Annotated in this window: 13 protein-coding genes; 6 read left to right on the top strand and 7 right to left on the bottom strand. The window is 61.2% G+C overall.

Annotated features, from left to right (window positions below):
* Positions 1 to 404 (top strand): amidohydrolase family protein (locus tag D8M21_RS06595; RefSeq protein ID WP_148110447.1); only part of this gene is annotated, 404 nt, incomplete at its 5' end.
* Between the two features lie 51 nt (positions 405 to 455).
* Entirely contained in the window at positions 456 to 923 is a 468-nt protein-coding gene (locus tag D8M21_RS06590) for a peroxiredoxin (RefSeq protein ID WP_048681745.1), read from the top strand.
* Here D8M21_RS06590 and D8M21_RS06585 read toward each other — a convergent pair.
* The 3 genes from D8M21_RS06585 to D8M21_RS06575 all read right to left on the bottom strand — a co-directional run bounded on the left by D8M21_RS06585 (position 913) and on the right by D8M21_RS06575 (position 4906).
* Positions 913 to 1887 carry an alpha/beta hydrolase family protein gene (locus D8M21_RS06585; protein ID WP_065424292.1) on the bottom strand — a complete coding sequence of 325 codons (975 nt, stop codon included), beginning with the start codon at positions 1885 to 1887 and terminating at the stop codon, positions 913 to 915. The two genes, D8M21_RS06590 and D8M21_RS06585, sit on opposite strands and share 11 nt — an antisense overlap.
* 158 nt (positions 1888 to 2045) lie before the next feature.
* The gene (locus D8M21_RS06580) at positions 2046 to 3602 is read right to left on the bottom strand and encodes an LTA synthase family protein (protein WP_048681742.1); all 1557 of its coding nucleotides are present in this window, start codon (positions 3600 to 3602) and stop codon (positions 2046 to 2048) included.
* A gap of 233 nt (positions 3603 to 3835) precedes the next feature.
* Positions 3836 to 4906, bottom strand: coding sequence for an alpha/beta hydrolase family protein (locus tag D8M21_RS06575; RefSeq protein ID WP_082156809.1), 1071 nt, complete (start codon positions 4904 to 4906; stop codon positions 3836 to 3838).
* A gap of 374 nt (positions 4907 to 5280) precedes the next feature.
* On the opposite strand from D8M21_RS06575, the gene D8M21_RS06570 reads away from it, so the two are divergent.
* Both D8M21_RS06570 and D8M21_RS06565 read left to right on the top strand, forming a co-directional pair.
* A complete protein-coding gene (locus D8M21_RS06570) occupies positions 5281 to 8382 on the top strand; it encodes an adhesin isopeptide-forming adherence domain-containing protein (protein ID WP_048681740.1) in 3102 nt (1033 codons plus the stop codon).
* Positions 8379 to 9197 carry a class F sortase gene (locus tag D8M21_RS06565; protein WP_048681737.1) on the top strand — a complete coding sequence of 273 codons (819 nt, stop codon included), beginning with the start codon at positions 8379 to 8381 and terminating at the stop codon, positions 9195 to 9197. Before D8M21_RS06570 ends, D8M21_RS06565 begins: the two co-directional genes overlap by 4 nt.
* Positions 9198 to 9284: 87 nt before the next feature.
* Here D8M21_RS06565 and D8M21_RS06560 read toward each other — a convergent pair whose 3' ends face one another.
* Positions 9285 to 10733: an APC family permease gene (locus D8M21_RS06560; RefSeq protein WP_048681774.1), complete on the bottom strand. Its 1449-nt coding sequence runs from the start codon at positions 10731 to 10733 to the stop codon at positions 9285 to 9287.
* 137 nt (positions 10734 to 10870) lie between these two features.
* Here D8M21_RS06560 and D8M21_RS06555 point away from each other — a divergent pair, with 137 nt between their 5' ends.
* Together D8M21_RS06555 and D8M21_RS06550 are read left to right on the top strand one after the other, a co-directional pair.
* A complete protein-coding gene (locus D8M21_RS06555; protein ID WP_048681735.1) occupies positions 10871 to 11266 on the top strand; it encodes a VOC family protein in 396 nt (131 codons plus the stop codon).
* 51 nt (positions 11267 to 11317) lie between these two features.
* Positions 11318 to 11866, top strand: coding sequence for a CE1759 family FMN reductase (locus D8M21_RS06550; protein WP_048681733.1), 549 nt, complete (start codon positions 11318 to 11320; stop codon positions 11864 to 11866).
* Between the two features lie 49 nt (positions 11867 to 11915).
* Here D8M21_RS06550 and D8M21_RS06545 read toward each other — a convergent pair whose 3' ends face one another.
* From D8M21_RS06545 to D8M21_RS06535, 3 genes are all read right to left on the bottom strand, one after another.
* A complete protein-coding gene (locus tag D8M21_RS06545; RefSeq protein WP_126855735.1) occupies positions 11916 to 13871 on the bottom strand; it encodes a DUF6541 family protein in 1956 nt (651 codons plus the stop codon).
* 151 nt (positions 13872 to 14022) lie between these two features.
* Positions 14023 to 15315, bottom strand: coding sequence for an Nramp family divalent metal transporter (locus D8M21_RS06540; protein WP_274542917.1), 1293 nt, complete (start codon positions 15313 to 15315; stop codon positions 14023 to 14025).
* 248 nt (positions 15316 to 15563) lie between these two features.
* Positions 15564 to 16142 (bottom strand): hypothetical protein, encoded by a 579-nt coding sequence (locus tag D8M21_RS06535; RefSeq protein ID WP_048681730.1) that lies wholly within the window; start codon positions 16140 to 16142, stop codon positions 15564 to 15566.
* Positions 16143 to 16153: the final 11 nt, after the last annotated feature.

Here is a 16153-nt window from a genome sequence, read left to right as displayed (position 1 = left end):
GCGTGGGACACGAGGGCCTCCTGGTACGTGAAGCGGTTGAACTCAACAGCTCCACTTCACAACCGGAGGCCCTCACCTCTCAGCTGTTCACGGCCGTGTCGCCGAAACAACGTCCCTGGACATTACAACTAGCGAAGGTCCTCGATTGGATGGCCAGGCGTCCCGCCGAACGCGTGGGCCTACGATCCAAAGGACGGCTGTCCTTGGGGTACGACGCCGACTTCTCCGTTTTCGCCGCCAACGAGGGGTTCGTGGTGGACGCCGCCAACCTCCATCACAAGAACCCCATCACGCCTTATCAAGGCAAGGTGCTCTCGGGGAAGGTTCGGAAGACCTTCGTCGGCGGGCAGCTCGTAGATTATCAACGCCCCACGGGCAGACTTCTCCGCCGGGGCACCGCCTGAACCCGCCCCACCCCGTTGGCACACCCATCCGAACGATCGTTAGGAGACATCATGACCCAGGAACTCACCGTCGGAAGCACCGCGCCCTCCCTCACGCTGACCGACCACAACGGGCACACCGTCAAGCTCTCTGAAGGTCACGAGAGCGGCGTCGTCGTATACTTCTTTCCCCGAGCCTTCACTCCCGGATGCACCAGCGAAGCCTGCGACTTTCGGGACAACCTCGCCGCGCTGACTGGCCAGGGGTACGACGTCTACGGCGTCTCGGGTGACTCGCCCCAAGAACTCGCTCGGTTCGCGGAAGAATACAACCTGCCGTACACGTTGCTGTCCGACCCGGGTCACGACGCCGCCCGGACCTGGGGAGCCTGGGGCGAACGCACCATCAACGGCGAGACCTCGGTGGGGCCGCTTCGATCGACCTTTGTGGTCAACTCCGACGGAACGCTCCGGCACGCCGAATACCGCGTGGATGCCCAGGGGCACGTCAGCCGATTGCTGCAGGAACTCACCGACTAGGCGCGGAACCGCTCGAGATGAGGTCCAGCACTCCCTGGTAATTGGGGGTTCCGGGGCAAATCAAGGTCCCGTGGTTGTCACCGTCGAGCAACCTCAATGTTCCGGAACCTCCCGCACGATGCACCGCATCGATATAGCGCTGGGAATTGAGATACGAAACCGTCTGGTCCGCAGTTCCGTGCACCGCAACCACGGGAATGTTCGGGTCGATGTTCTGGATGGGGTCTACCGCTGCATAGCGCCTGGCCAGGGAGGACGGCGACCCGCCGATCGCATCGACCATCCCCTGATCGCCGGTTTTCGATGCGAAAGACATATCTAAGGGTCCCGCGAGGGCCACGATCCTCGAGGGTTTGAACCGCGGATTCGGGGCAATGGCATCGGAGGGTCGATCGGCCCGCGTCCCGGCCCACAACGCCAGCTGAGCGCCCGCACTGTGCCCGACGACCTGGGCATCAGGCTTCAACTCCGGGTGCTCCTTCACGAGATCTGGAACGTGGTCCAAGGCGGACGCGACGTCGGTGAAGGTCGTCGGCCAGCCGCCGCCAGAACCGACCCGACGGTACTCGATGTTGTATACCGCCAAGCCGCGGTCGGCGAGCGCACTCGCGTAATAGGAAAAGTCTCCGGCTCCGCTGGTGCTGCGCCACCCACCGCCATGAATCAAGACCACCATGGGTACGGACTTCGCCTTATGAATACCGGAGGGAAGATAGAGATCTCCCCAGTTCTGCCAGGGGTCACCGGTTCCCTGAACGGGATAGGAAACCCGCTGAACCGACGGGGCCGCGCGTTTCGCCACGGTCTTTTCAACGGTAGCGATCGACGAGTCGTCGGCGGAGAGGGGTTTGCTCTCCTGAGGCTTCTGGCCCATGCCGCAGGAGTTCAACAGCAACGCTCCGGCGGTGAGGCCGAGGGCCAAACCTGAAGCCTTAGAGCGGAGACGTTGCGGACGGCTCACCATGAACGAGACCTTTCGGGCAGACTGCTTTCACGGACTCGAAACCGTGAAGATCGGCCTACACTCTGCCACACATGGTTTTTTACTGAAACTCTTGAAGGAATTTTAAGGTCAATGTTTCAGGGTCTGATCTGCGAGTTCACAGGATCGGAAGCTGCCGATCAGTTCTCGGGTTTGGTTCCCGTCCATGCCCGGTTGTAAAACGAACTCGACAACGAGTCCAGAAGGGTCGCGTACTGGTCCGGCGGGAGGCTCTGCGCCGAGCCTTCAGGAACCGTTTCCTCGAAGGCAGAGACGCCGAGGCCCGCTTCATGATCCTTCAACTCCAAGCCAGCGGCCTCGAGAAGGGTCGGGAACATATTGAGCTGATCGATGCGGGGGCGCAGCGAGGTGCTCTTTTTGTCACCCGGGACCCAAACCCGGTTGAAAATGGAGCGATTCGGATTATTGTCGAGCTCCTCGTGGAAAGCGTCACCGGCGCTCATGTGCTTGAGGTGATCACCCATGATGACCACGGCGGTGTCGTCGAGGTAGCCCTTCTCCTTCATGTAATTCACGTACCCGGCAACCTGCTCCATCGAGCAGGCAAATACCGAGGTGACGTCGGACTTCGTGTCGACGTTGCAGTAGTCGTAGATGTGCACGGGTTCGTGGGTATCCAGCGTCAGCATGGAGAGGTTGAAGGGCTGACCCGTCTTTTCGGCGTCGGCATGCAACTGATCGATCTCATCTTTGGCGTGGCTCATGAGCCGTTGGTCGCTCAGGCCCCAGTCGCTTCGGAAATTCTTTTCCGGCTCTCCCATGGCACGCCAGTCGTCGAGGTCTTTCTCCTCGGTGTAACCGTGGCCGCCGAGGAACTTATCCTTGCCCGCGAAGGACCCATTGGCCCCGCCGAGGAAGGCGTTCTTGTACCCCTGCTTGCCTAAGACGTCGCCCACGCAATTGAGGCCACCCAGGTAGTTGCCGCTCGATCCGTCATCGCTGGAGGATCCGGCGCTGCCGATGGCCGAGCTGGCCCCCTTCAGCGGAACGCCGCATTGAGTTGAGGTCAGGCCGGCCATGGTCCATCCGCCGCCGTTGTACTGCTGCAACGAATCGACGCTTTGCCACCCTTCAGATTCCGGGGTGGCGTCCTCCAAGGACTTGAAGGCATCCTTCTCAAACAACTGGTCGTCCGCGAGGGTTTGTTCCCCGGACTCCAGGTAGATGGTCACGAGGTTGCGCTTGTTCGCGTTGTCGATGACCTGGGGATTCTTGTAGTAATCGGCCACGTTATACGGGGAGCTGGCCGAGCGGATAAAGTCGCCGACACCGACGGTCGTGGCAAATGCCGAGGTACCACCAATGGTCAGAGCCATCACCATCACGACGGAGACGCTGCGTCCGATCCAGGGGGCACGCTGTTGACTGGGAGCGATGCCCAGTCGCTTTCGGCGTCGATGGCGGTAGTACCGAAATACGGCGATTCCGAGCGTGATGACGATGGGCAAAATACCCACGAAGAACAGGCCCATCCAAACGAGTGAACCGCCACCGCCGTCGGTCTGCACCGAGACGAGGTTGGTCAGCATCTGCGAGACGGAGATTCTTCCCCAGAAATGGCGAATGCCAATGGCGGCAATCAGGGTGGTGAGGCCGGCCCAGATCAGGACATAAACCAGGACGGTGCCTAGGATGACGCAGGCGCGCTTCAGCGCCCGTGGGGTCCGACCGGACATGGCTATACCTCTCGAATCCGAGCCTTCCGTGCCCGATCGCACCTGCCCGAAGTTTCCTGATGTTGCTCTACCGCATGTGTTTAGTGCCCCCACGGTACATCATGCGTTCACCTGATGTTTGCTTTTGTGGCAGGTTTCATGCCAGAAATTGAGCGTTCCTCTCGGGGCGCGGACTATCAGGGAAACCGCGCGAGGCGGTTCAGAGCACCGGTTGTGCGTTGGGCTGCGGCCTCTTAGGCGGAAGCGCCCTGACCGACCTGATTCTTAGGTTTGGTGGTCACGCGAGTGATGATGTCCAGGATTCGTCCGAAGTGGGGTGCCTCGTCGCGGATGAGCGACCCGTGGGTGTCCCCGTCCATGAGGTAAAGACTTCCCTTGCCTCCCGCGCGCTGGACCGCGTCGATATAGCGCTGGGAATTCACCGGGGAAACCACCTCGTCGGCGGTGCCATGTACCGCCACGACCGGGATGGAGGTGTCGATGTTTTGAATGGGATCGACGTTGCTGTAACGGTCCGGCCGTTGGGCCGGTGAGCCGCCCAGGGCTCCGACGATCGCTGAGTCCCCATGATCCGCAGCGTAGGTCATGTCCAGAGGCCCGGCGAGCGAGACGACTCGGGTCGGCATGAATTTCGGGTGCGCACCCAATTGATGCTCGTTCTTCGAATCTCGAGTACCCGCCCACATGGCCAGTTGTGCACCGGCGCTGTGGCCGACCACGGTTTCGTCGTCCGTGGTGAATTCCGGGTGTTTCTTGCTGATCTCGGGCACGTGGTCCATCGCGGCCGCCACGTCGGTGAACGTGGTGGGCCAGCCACCTCCGGTTCCCACGCGCCGGTATTCGATGTTGTAGACGGCCATGCCTCGGTCCACGAGAGCACGGGCATAGTCGCTAAAGTCCTCGGCACCGATGCCGCCGCGCCATGCTCCACCATGGATCAGGACCACGAGGGGAACGGTTTTCGGCTGGTGTTTGCCGGCAGGAAGGTACAGGTCGCCCCAGTTTTGTTGCGGATCTCCACCATCAGCCACCGGGTATTGGATCCGCTGCACGAACGGTGCGTCGCGATCAACCCCAGGCCCGGGTTCATGGTCCTCGGAACCGGGGGACGGGGTGGGTGCCGCTTCGGAGGATGACGTGTTCGCGCTCGAAGGGGATGACGACGCGGACGAACTCGGTCCGGCCTCGGCCCCGGAGTGAGAGCCGTTTGCTGAGCACGATGCCAAGAGCAGGAGGGACACCACAGCCAGGGCTGGCTTGGTCAATCGATGTGTCCACGACTTCTCGAAGCGGGAACTCAGCATGTCGACGACCGCACCCTTCGCTGGAGGCCTGATGTTGTGTTTCGGACTCGCCCCGTCGAATCACGCCGTGACGATCACATTGCTCGGTACGGACTCAACATACCGTGCACAAAGAGTCCTCGCCAGGCTTGAAATTCACGAAGGTTAGGGCATGCAGGGGTCCTCGCCGACGTTCCCAGGAAGTCATTCGCTCCCGAGATTGGTGAGCGAACCATCATCCACAATCGGCCCACTCCCGGTGGGAAGCGGCTGCTTCGGCCTACCTTGACGGAATCGGACGCCCGCCACGAGGCGCCAACCCCTTTCGGAAAGGAACCTTCGCGATGTCACCTTGTGCCCCACTGAGTTGTAATCGGACCATCTCTGATCTCCGAATGTCCGTCCGGCCCGTAACACTCGCGGCTCTCGGCGGTTTGCTGGCCTCGTCAGTTCTCGGGAGCACGGCGGCCGTCGCAGATGGGAGCAATACCCCTCCTATTCCTCCTGCTCAGGAGCTGGCGAGCACGAGCGAAGAGGTTCCCCTCGATCATTCCGCGCTAGATCGTGCCGTCCAACGGGCCAAGAAAGCCGGTGTTCCGGTGAACCTCGTCCAGGAAGCCACCGAGTCGGTCGGGCGAGACGCCGTCGGCGCCGCGCGGGAAAGACTTGCCGCGTCGATCGCGCGCCAAGCCACAGACATTGACGGCGCCACGGATCGATGGGTTTCCCAACTCTCCCAATGGGAGTCCCTGAAACGCGCCGCGCAGGAAGAATACGACAGCGCGATGCAGACATATCGCCGCGACCACGAAACCTTCCAGCAGCAGATGGGGGAATTTCGACGTCAGCAGGCGAACTACGAACGCCTGGTCGAGCAACAGATCACCCATGCCGACCCCGAAAGTGCGCTTCGGCCCCAACAGCTCATCTACGAACAGCCCTTCACGATCTCCGCTGACCGAAACAGTTTGGTCGGGGTAACGGGCATTCCCCATCAGCCTGGGCAGAACAACACCTTCGACGGTCACAACAACTACAACTCGGCATCCGTGACCCACGTTCACCCAGTCGCCGGGTCGTCCTTCACGGCCACCTACCGCAACGTCGCCGTGGACAAGGCCACCGGACGAAAGCTCAACGCGACCCTGCAGGTTTCCGACGTCGTGGTGTCCACCGTCAATCCTGGTCGGCCGATCATCGAGGTGTTCTCCAACTTCTCCGACAACATCGCCCTCTACAACGTCACGGCGGCCAAGCAGACCCTGACCTATACCTTCGCGGATGATGGTTCCCCCTATAACAATCGCTATTACGTATCCTTTGGTTCCTTGAACGGCCAGAATGCTTCGGGGGCCTCTCGGTACGAATTTGCCCAGGGGCAGTACGTCGATGCACACCATGGAGTCGTCGCAACCTTCCTCAATCCCGATTCCGAAATCGCGCCACAATCACAGACGGTGCATGGCTCGGCGGCAGGCGGCCCCGCCCGGGCCTTCATGTTGCCTCAAGGAAAGGGGCAGTCGAGATCCATCCGAGACACCGAGCCGGACATCATGCGACGTCTCGGCGTGACGTTCTTGGCCCATAACGGGTCGTCGTTCTGGGTCGGCACCTCGGGCGGCTCTTCCGGCCGGGACCCTCAAGACGTCGGGCCCGTCACGGCGACCTACAACCACGTGATGCTCTCGTCCGACACCGTGGCTCCCACGGCTCAAGCCCCTGTCGCTCCGAGTCCTCCCCAGAAACCCACAGTGCGCGAGGTCCCTCGACCAGAGCCTTCCCCCGTCACGGCCCGTTATCACGCCCTACACACAGACTTCAGACCTACGGAAAAGATCGCGGTCGATGAAGGAAAATTTGTGCTCCCCGGGCAGTCCACTCGCCAAACCATCCACCGCAACACCGGTTTTCACCCGCTGCGAGAATTTGTGCTGGGTGACAACATCCTCGCAACGGACGACGGCCGCATCCCCGTGACGGTAGACCCGGCCACCGTAAGAGTTACCGCTCCCGCAGAAGACTTTACGAATCGCTTCCGCGTTCACGTCGCCGAGGCCCAGGTCGAGGGACGTAAGGTTCTTCAGATCCGTGCCGAAGCCAAAGATCCTGCTTCGTTGCCCCTCGATACTGACCTGACCTTGCACATCACTCTGACGGCGCTCGACGACGGTACACCCGACGTCGAGAAAGATGTCGGCTTCGCGATCATCAATGGGAAGACGGAATACACCCGTACGCATTCCTATCCGGAGTCGGTCCCCAGCCCCCATAAATACGGCGTGGTCGGGGCCAAGGGTTCATCTGTGGATGGAAAAACGGTCACGGTCGGCGAGCGACTGACCTACCTTTTGGTGTTGGACGCATCGAACCTGGACCGAACGGTTGGCTCGATTACCCAACTAGGCATGTTCGACGACTACGACGAGGTCCATGGACAGGTTCCCGTGGACGAGGTGAAGGTGCTGGCCATTCCCTCCACTGCGCAGGCCGACTCTCCGGAGAAATGGGCGGCCCTCACTACCCAGGCCGAAGATGTCACCGGACAATTCGTCGTGAAGGACCACGGAGCGGAAGGCCTGTCGATCATGGCCCGGACACAGGAGGGTCATCTGGTCCCTGCATTGGGCCAGCGGTATCTCATCACGGTTCCCTATGACGTCACCAAGAATTCCGATGGTGACATCGTGAATAAGGCGTGGCAGATCGTCAACCACACCCACACCCCCACCGAGTCCGTGGTCAGCAATCTCCGCCACATCTCCCCGAATAAACACGCGACGTCACCCTCCGGAAACAAGGAACGGCTGGACGACGGCGTCATCGCCCTCCATTCTCCATTCGTTTACGACCTGGAATCCTCAACCCGACCGGCCCACAACGCCAGGGAAACCACCGAATGGTCGATCTTCGACGACTACGATCAAACCCACGATTCCTTGGACGGCCGGATCACCGTTTCCACGCGCTATCCTTTGACTCTTCCTGACGGTTCATCGCTACCGGTAGGCGCCGACATCACCCGGTTTTTCACCATCGTCACGGACGAAGCGGAAGGCACCGTCTCGATCTCGGCACGCCGAGAATTCTTGGACCTCCTCAATGCACCCGAACAACGAGAAATGGAACACGGTTGGACGGCACACGTGCCGATGCGGCGAATCGCCTCAGGAACCGTGACCAACGTGTTCCGAGAATCCTTCAACGGCCATTGGCTGACCTCGAACACGGTCACGACCCGGACGCCCGATGAGCAGAATCCGACACCGCCCGAACCTCGCCCCCAGGAAAAGCCTCAAGAAGCTCCCTCACCCGTACCGACTCCGGTGAGCTGGGCTCCTCCCTCCCCGCAGCAGCAGCCACCTGGCCGCACGGCACATACGGGAGCCACAGGGATCGACGGCCAAACCCCCTGGGCGGCTGGGGCGCTCGGGGCGACGGCAGTCATCGCGGGGGCCGGGGCCTATAGGGGCCGTCATCGGCGACGGGACCGGTCATGAAGCTCATTCGACGCTTTGAGATTCGCCGTGCCATGGGCCTCAGCTCGGTCGTAGCCGGTCTTGCACTGTTATCTCTCTCGTTCCTCGCAGCTTCCCCGTGGCATGTGGACGACCGCGGAGCTTGGCGTTCCTATCTGCACGATCCCACTCTGGCTCTCCGGCCGCACCATCGCTCCGAGGAAGGCCACCGCCTCATCGACCGAGGCCCAGAGATGACGTCGTTGGATCTCATGACCGGCGGGCAGTACGCCCCACGACCCGGCCGGCAGTTCCGCCACGCGGCGTGCGGTCCGGTCTCATCGGCTGCCACTCATCCGGAGGAACCCACGAGCACATCTGGCCAACGTACCTGGACGGCTCCCTCCGTGGGTGTCGGTTCCCATCTCGTCCCCACGTCCGTGGGCTCAGACGGCTCCATTCCTCTCGTCTCGGCGCCCGATGGCGTATGGGATAACCAGACCGCCGATATCGGCGCGACGACCGGCGCTACGTTACTCGCGGGCCACGTCAACCACGACGACGGCCACCTATCGCCCTGGGGAAAGCTCCACCACCTTCAGGAATGTTCACCCATCACCGCCACAGACGGCACAGGCCGCACCCATGAATATCGCGTCACGGACCTTTACGTCGTTGCACACACCGAACTCTCTGAGCATCGAGAGTTCCTGCGTCGCGATGGACCTCCGATGTTGTATCTCGTCACGTGCGCGGGTCCCGAAGCACCAGGAGTCATGCCGGGACTCTTCCAGTACCGAGGCAACCTCGTGGTGGGGGCGGAGCTCATGCATGCCACTACACACCCAGGCGGATGAGTGACCACAGAGAAGACGAGGCGCGTCCCCATGGGGAACGCGCCTCGTCACGGGCGAATCTCGGCCTCACCGACCGGGGTTCTGCCCTTAGTCCTCGAGATGCTCGATATCGTCAAAGGCCTCCACCTTTTGACCACCGCGGTGCACGAAGAACCAATTCACCACGCCCAGCAGGATTCCGATGATTAACAGCGCACCGGCAATCTGGTACTGAATGTAATTTTCGACCGAACGCGCCCACGGGCCGGCCAAGAAGAGGCAGGTCACCGCTCCTAGCACCGGAATGAGCGTCGGCGCGCGGAATGCTCCCTTCGGAGTCTTTTCGCGGCGCAGGATCAGAACGGCGACGTTGACGACCGCAAACACACACAGAAGCAGGAGCGCCGTCGTACCACCCAAAGCCCCCACGATCGACTTGGCGCCGCTCAGGTTCACGAACATGATCAGGCCGATGGCGATCAGGGTACTGAAGACGACCGCGACCCACGGGGTTCGACGGCGCGGCAAGACGGCGGCCAACGGCTTCGGCAACACGTGCTGTTTGGCCAGGCCATACATCAGGCGGCTCGCCATGAGCATATTAATGAGGGCCGTATTCACCACCGCAAAAACGGTCAGGAAGGGGAAGATCAGGTCAATCGGGATGCCGGGGGCGCCCACGCGCACCACGTCCAACAAGATGCCGGCGTCCGGGTTCTTCGGATTGGCGATGTCTCCGGGTGGAATCACCACGGTCACCGTCACGGCCACCAAGATGTAAATGAGCACACAGATACCGAGACCGGTCAACATGATGCGTGGCATGTCCCGCTTGGGGTTCTTACATTCCTCCACCAAGTTGACGGAGTCTTCGAAACCCACCATCGCGAAGAACGCGACCGACGTCGCCATGGTCACGGCCGCAAACAGGTTTCGGTCACTGTGATTCTCAAAGATCACGATGCGGCCCAAGTCCCCGTGGCCGCTGAGAATGGCACCGAACCCGATAGCAATAATGATGCCCATGACCAGCATGGTCACCAGGGTCAAGAGAACGTTGAACTTAACGCTCTCGCCAATGCCTCGCAGGTTGATCAAACCCAAGATCACGATGATCGCGATCGCCATGAGCATTGACGCCGTCGGTCCCGTCGGGATGCCAGGGATGAACTCCCCAAAACCGATCAACAGGTTCTTCCCCACCAAGGTCGAGGATGTGGCCGCACTCGTGATGCCCGAACAGGCGACCGCAAAGGCAACGATGAAGGTGACGAAGTGAATGCCGAAGGCCTTGTGGATATACAGCGCCGCGCCCGCCGCCTGCGGGTACTTCGTCACCAGCTCCAAATACGAGAACGCGGTGAAGGTTGCGACGATGAAGGCGATCAGGAACGGCAACCAGGCAACGCCTCCCACCTCCGTGGACACTGGTCCCGTAATCGCGAAGATTCCGGCGCCGATGATGTCGCCGACAATCAGCAACAGAAGAAGTTTTGGACCGATGACCTGCTTGAGTTGTGGCGATTCGGTCTCAGCCTCGACGGATCGACTGCTCATGACGAGAGCCCCTTCTATGGTTGTGCGAGTGTAGAACACGTCACACACCTGTGTGACCTACAATTCAAAGGGCCGATTAAACCACGAATTTGTACTTCATGAACAATCGCTGCCCGTCCCCCACCAGGAGGTCCCCCATGCACATCCTCAAGAAATACGTCGTCTTCGATGCCGCGGATATCGACCGTGAAGCCACTTTCTGGGCCTCCATACTGGGCGGCACCGTGGGCAACGTCGAGAACTTCGACCCCGGATCGTGGCGCGACGTGATCGTCGACGATCAGGTCGCCCTTGCCGTACAACATGCTCCCGACCACCAGGCACCCAACTGGCCGCCACGAGACGACGCCGACCAACGCCAGCAGGCTCATTACGACCTCATCGTGGAACGGGATGCGGTGGAGGCTGCCAAAGAGGAGGCCTTGGGGCTCGGCGCCACTCTCTTAAGGGAGGCACCAGATACAACTGTGGGCCACGGATTTCACGTCTTCGCGGACCCTGAGGGTCACCCGTTCTGCATCTGCTGGGGATAGTGTGTGAGGCGGCGTCGCCCTCGCCCGTCACGCCCCGACCAGGAGAGTTAAATGAGCACCGTGAATATTTCGATCATCACCGGCGGCCTGGCCCTCCACTCGTCCTCAGCCCAGTTGGCGGATCGTTTCAAGGACGCGGTCAAAGCCGAGGCCACGAACCGAGACCTCCAGCCCTCGATTCGCACGCACCACCTCAGTCAGTACTGTTACGAGATCGCCGATTTCATCTCGAACGGCTATCCCGAAGGGGAACTCGAGGCTCTGATCGCGGAGGTTCAAGACACCGACGGGATCATTACGGTAAGTCCCACTTTTCAGGCGTCTTATTCGGGCCTCTTCAAGTCCTTTTGGGATCTCCTCTCGATGGACGACGTCGCCGGTACCCCCACGATTTTGGGAGCCACCGGAGGATCGCCTCGCCAATCGATGGTGCTGGATTACGCGATGCGCCCGCTCTTCACGTTCCTCCACGCCGACGTCGTACCGACCGCCATCTACGCGACCCCGAATGATCTCTCCGTGACCGAAACACTTGCGGAACGTGTGCACCAATCCGCGCGCGAACTCCTCGACCGGATTCAACGACGGGCTCGAAACTAACCTCGGGCGTCACGCCCGACAAAAGTTCTAGACTCCACCGGCGGAACGTTTACGAACAGCCCGTGACCTTGTAGAGCCCAACGTCACCCGAGGTGTATACCGGAGTCACCATGCCCGTGGACTCAAGCCCATCAAGGCCCTTATAGACACCTTTACTTCCCTCTCCGAGATGCAGGGTGTCGTCGAACTTCAAGTACCACAACGCCTTGTGATCGCGAACTTCTTGGCAGGCCTTCGGATGACTCTGCGCATCGTTCAGGTGCTGGAGGATGTCGTCGTATTGCTCGGGCGGCGCACTCAGAGAGTGTTTGCTCGTGACATTTCGATCTTCGAGAGCATAGGCCACGGCCGAGCCCTCCCACGGATTCACGATGATGGTCTCGTCCTGGGGAACATACGAATCTAGCCGATCGAGCACCTTCTGCTCGTCACTGGTGATGAGGATCGACCCATCGCTGACCTTGAACTCATGCGCCGTCGAGTCTGCAGCCTTCGCCATGGGTTCAGCCTTGCCGAGGGAGAAGGCTACCGCCAAAGCGACGATGAGTCCCGCGGCCGTCATGGACCGAATGAGCCCACGCTGGGGCACCCCAAGATGCCGAAGCGAAAATACGGCGATGCGCACCAGGTACGAGACCCCGAAGGACGCGAGCACGATCACCGGAATTCCGGTCAGCGCCGCGAGACGAATATCGTCGGCGTACCAGGGGCCCACCATCAGGAGACGGAACGGCCCAATGGGCTGAGAGGCGACAATGACCCAAATCCAGCCGAGCAACAGCCACGAAATCACGATCCACCGGTGAGTCTTGGTCCGCAGGGCCCAGAAAATACCCGCGAGGACCAGGGCGCTTAGGGCCCATTCCGGCACGTTCAAGTTGAAGCCGTTGGAGGCAAACTGACCGATGGCGTCGATGGTCGAATATTTCGGTGCCCATGTCGCGGTTTCTGGGGCTGGTCGGACTTTCCACCAGATGCCGACGCACGCGAGCGCGGCAAGCGCCAGCAGAACACTGGGCAGCAGACGCGGCGTCGCGGAACGACTGGACAGAGTGCTGATGAGCTGCGCGACGACCAGCGGCAGAATGAGCAGCGCGGCCGAGGTCAGGGCGTTGGGATGAGCCAGCACAATCCCCGCGGTTCCAACCAGCAACGAGGGGACCACCGGCCACCATGCCTTGCCGTCGCGCCGCGAGATCATGCGAACCGTCGCCAACAGCAGGGCGAGAAATGCCGGAAGCACCGAATACCCCAGAAGGTTCGGATACAGGATTCCCCATTTCAGCAAGAGCCCGGGGAACGCGACCATGGCCCCAGAGAGCCCACCCGCGGCCGCGGCAAAAATGCGGTCGCCCGGCTTCAGCGCCAGTGCCAAGGCCAGCATCGAAATCGGCCACACGAACGCGCCGACGACGATCGTCGTCGCATTGACCGCCATCGGAATGGAGTCGGGAAACACCGAGAACACCAAATAGACGAGGTCGTGCCACCCCGCAGGATAGAACGCGTTGGAGCCGTCGGCCGTGGTCATGGCGCCAAGGGCGAGGCTGGAACCGTCACCCGACTGCTGGATCCACCGGATGGCATTGAGGTGGAAGATGTTGTCGAAACTCTGCGAGATGGCGTCCGGTTGCAGAATGCTCTTCTTGAGCTGCGCGATGATCACGGTGGACGCCAACACCGCACCAACGAAACCCACTCCAGGAACCGTCCAGGACGACGTGACACGCAGATGGGGCGAACGGCGATTCCGCAAGAGAAAGCTCATTCCGGCGGCCAGCACAATGAACACCAAGCTCAGAACCGAGTACGGGGCAAAGCCCCAGCTCCAGCCGAGCTTCCCGGCGATCACCGCAGCAACCGTCATAGCACCGACGGAGAAGATCGGGGCCAGCGTCAGGCAGTATCGCAGGGGCATCCGCAGGGCAAGCCCCAAAAGGAAGCCGGGGATCAGTACCGCCGCGAGGCCCACGATCACGGGCGGGAGTAGCTCAGTCCAAGTCATCGCCTCGATTTTACGTGATCCTCCCGCTGACCGTGCCCCGGCGCTTCGGGGTGTCTCTCGGCTCTGGGCACCATGTCAGACGTCCCGGCGAGATGCAGAGTTGCCACCGTGGCGACGTCGACGCCCACAAAACCCGATCCGGCACCAAAAACTACAGCTCCCCCAGCGTCAAAACCACCAACACAAAATTGAGCGCCACGATCGCCAAGGTCACCACGCAGGTGACGACTTTGACCCACAGGGGGTTGGCCCACCGACCCATGACCGCCCTTTGGCTGGTCAGCACCGCCAGCGGAATCAGAACGAAAGGAATCCCGAGAGACAAGACCACTTGGCTGATGACAAGACTCCAGGTCGGGTCCCAACCCAAGCCGAGAATCACCAAGGCGGGCACCATGGTGACCAACCGCCGCGCCACCAAGGGGACGTTCACGTGGAGCAGACCGCTCATGATGACCGAACCGGCATAACACCCCACCGAGGTCGAAGCTAGGCCGGAGGCCAAGAGGCCGACAGCAAAAATCACACCGACGGCGCTTCCCACATGATCCGAAATCGCGGCCGCGGCGCCCTCGATGCTATCCGTCCCAGCGACGCCGGAAAGCGATGCGGCAGCAAGCAGAAGCATCCCGATATTCACCGAGCCTGCGAGGACGAGGCCCAAGACGACGTCCCACCGAGTTGCCACGATGAGGCGTCGGGTGGCTTCCTCACCCCGGTTCTCCGGCGCCCCGTGGCGATCGCGCACGAGCGCGGAGTGCAAATAAATGGCGTGCGGCATGACCGTGGCACCCAGCATGCTCGCAGCGAGTAAAACCGACTGTGCATCGTGGAAACGGGGCACGAGTCCCCCAGCCACTCCACCCCAATCCAACGGGCTCACGAAGAGGCCCGCCATGAATCCGATGGTGATGATCACCAGCAGAGCGATCACGAACATTTCAAATCGCCGCTGGCGACCCGGCCCTTGGGTCATCAAAAGAACCATCGAGAGGATTCCGACGATGACCCCACCCCATAGAAGGGGAATGCCGAAAAGTATGTGCAACGCCAAAGCGCCGCCGATGACCTCGGCCAAGTCTGTCGCGGCTGCCACAATCTCGGCTTGGACCCAAAACGCCAAACGGGGGCCGCGCTTCATCGAAGACCCCAGGAGGTCCGGGAGGCTTTGTCCCGTCACGAGGCCGAGTTTGGCCGAAAGATACTGGACCAAGACGGCCATCAGGTTGGCGACCACGAGAACCCAGACCAGAAGATAGCCGTAGTCCGCACCGGCCGACAGATTTGACGCAACATTTCCCGGATCGACGTAGGCGATCGCTGCGACGAAGGCCGGCCCTAGCAACCCGAGCCATCGCCCCTTGCCGCGACCGCGCCCAGTCACGGCGTTGCGTTGCCGTTCGGCGGATCCCCAAGGCGCGGTGGACGTCGATGGCTTCGTCACTGAACCTCCTCATCGGCAATCCTTGCAGTAACGAAGCATGACTATACGCCTTGGCGAACTTTTCTACTAAGCCATAAAGACCTCTACGGTGATGGAACGTCAGGCAAGGCGCTTGATAGCACCGGCAACCTCATCCGGACTCAGAACATGATCCGCGGAAGCCACCACACAAAAGCGGCCGGAAGGAAAATCCTTCCGGCCGCCGTGCACCCACAGAGGGTTTGGAGGCGTAACTACGCCCTCATTCTTTAGAAGACGCCGTTGATAGCCTTGCCGAAGTCGGTCTTGGTGTTCTGACGCGAGTCGACATTTTGGTCGTTGCCGGTGGTCTTGTCGTCATCGAGACGTCCCACCTGAGTCACCTGAATGTAGTTGTTCAGGCGACCTTCCTTGGTCAGGCCGTCGCCGAAGTTGAGGTTAGCGATGAGCTGGTTTTCGCCCACCTCCACCGGGTTAGCCAAGGTGACCATGAACGAACGGGTCGAGGTCTTCTCATCGAAACCGAGGTCCTGGGTGTATGCACCGTTGAACCAGCCCGGGGTGATGAGGCGATCGACGCCCTCGGGTCCCTTGTCCGTCTTCACGTCAACACGGAAGCTGATGGCCGGGAACTCCGAGTAGTAGCGCTGCGAACCTTCGTTCTTGGCATGGATGGCGACCAAACCGGCGTAGCCCTTCGCCTTGGCGCTGGACACCGTGTAGTTGACGCTGAGGTCATGAGCAGGCTTGGCCTCAGCGGCGTTGGCTGCACCGGCGCCGAAGGTGCTGGCGCCGAGGCCCAGAACCAGGGCCGCCGCTGCCGTACGTCCAATGAACTTCTTTTTCATGGTGTTAGTTC

It is taken from the genome of Kocuria sp. HSID16901 (genome assembly GCF_003989425.1).
GTDB classification, from domain to species: domain Bacteria; phylum Actinomycetota; class Actinomycetes; order Actinomycetales; family Micrococcaceae; genus Rothia; species Rothia massiliensis.
This window is presented reverse-complemented; position numbering and strand designations above follow the sequence as displayed.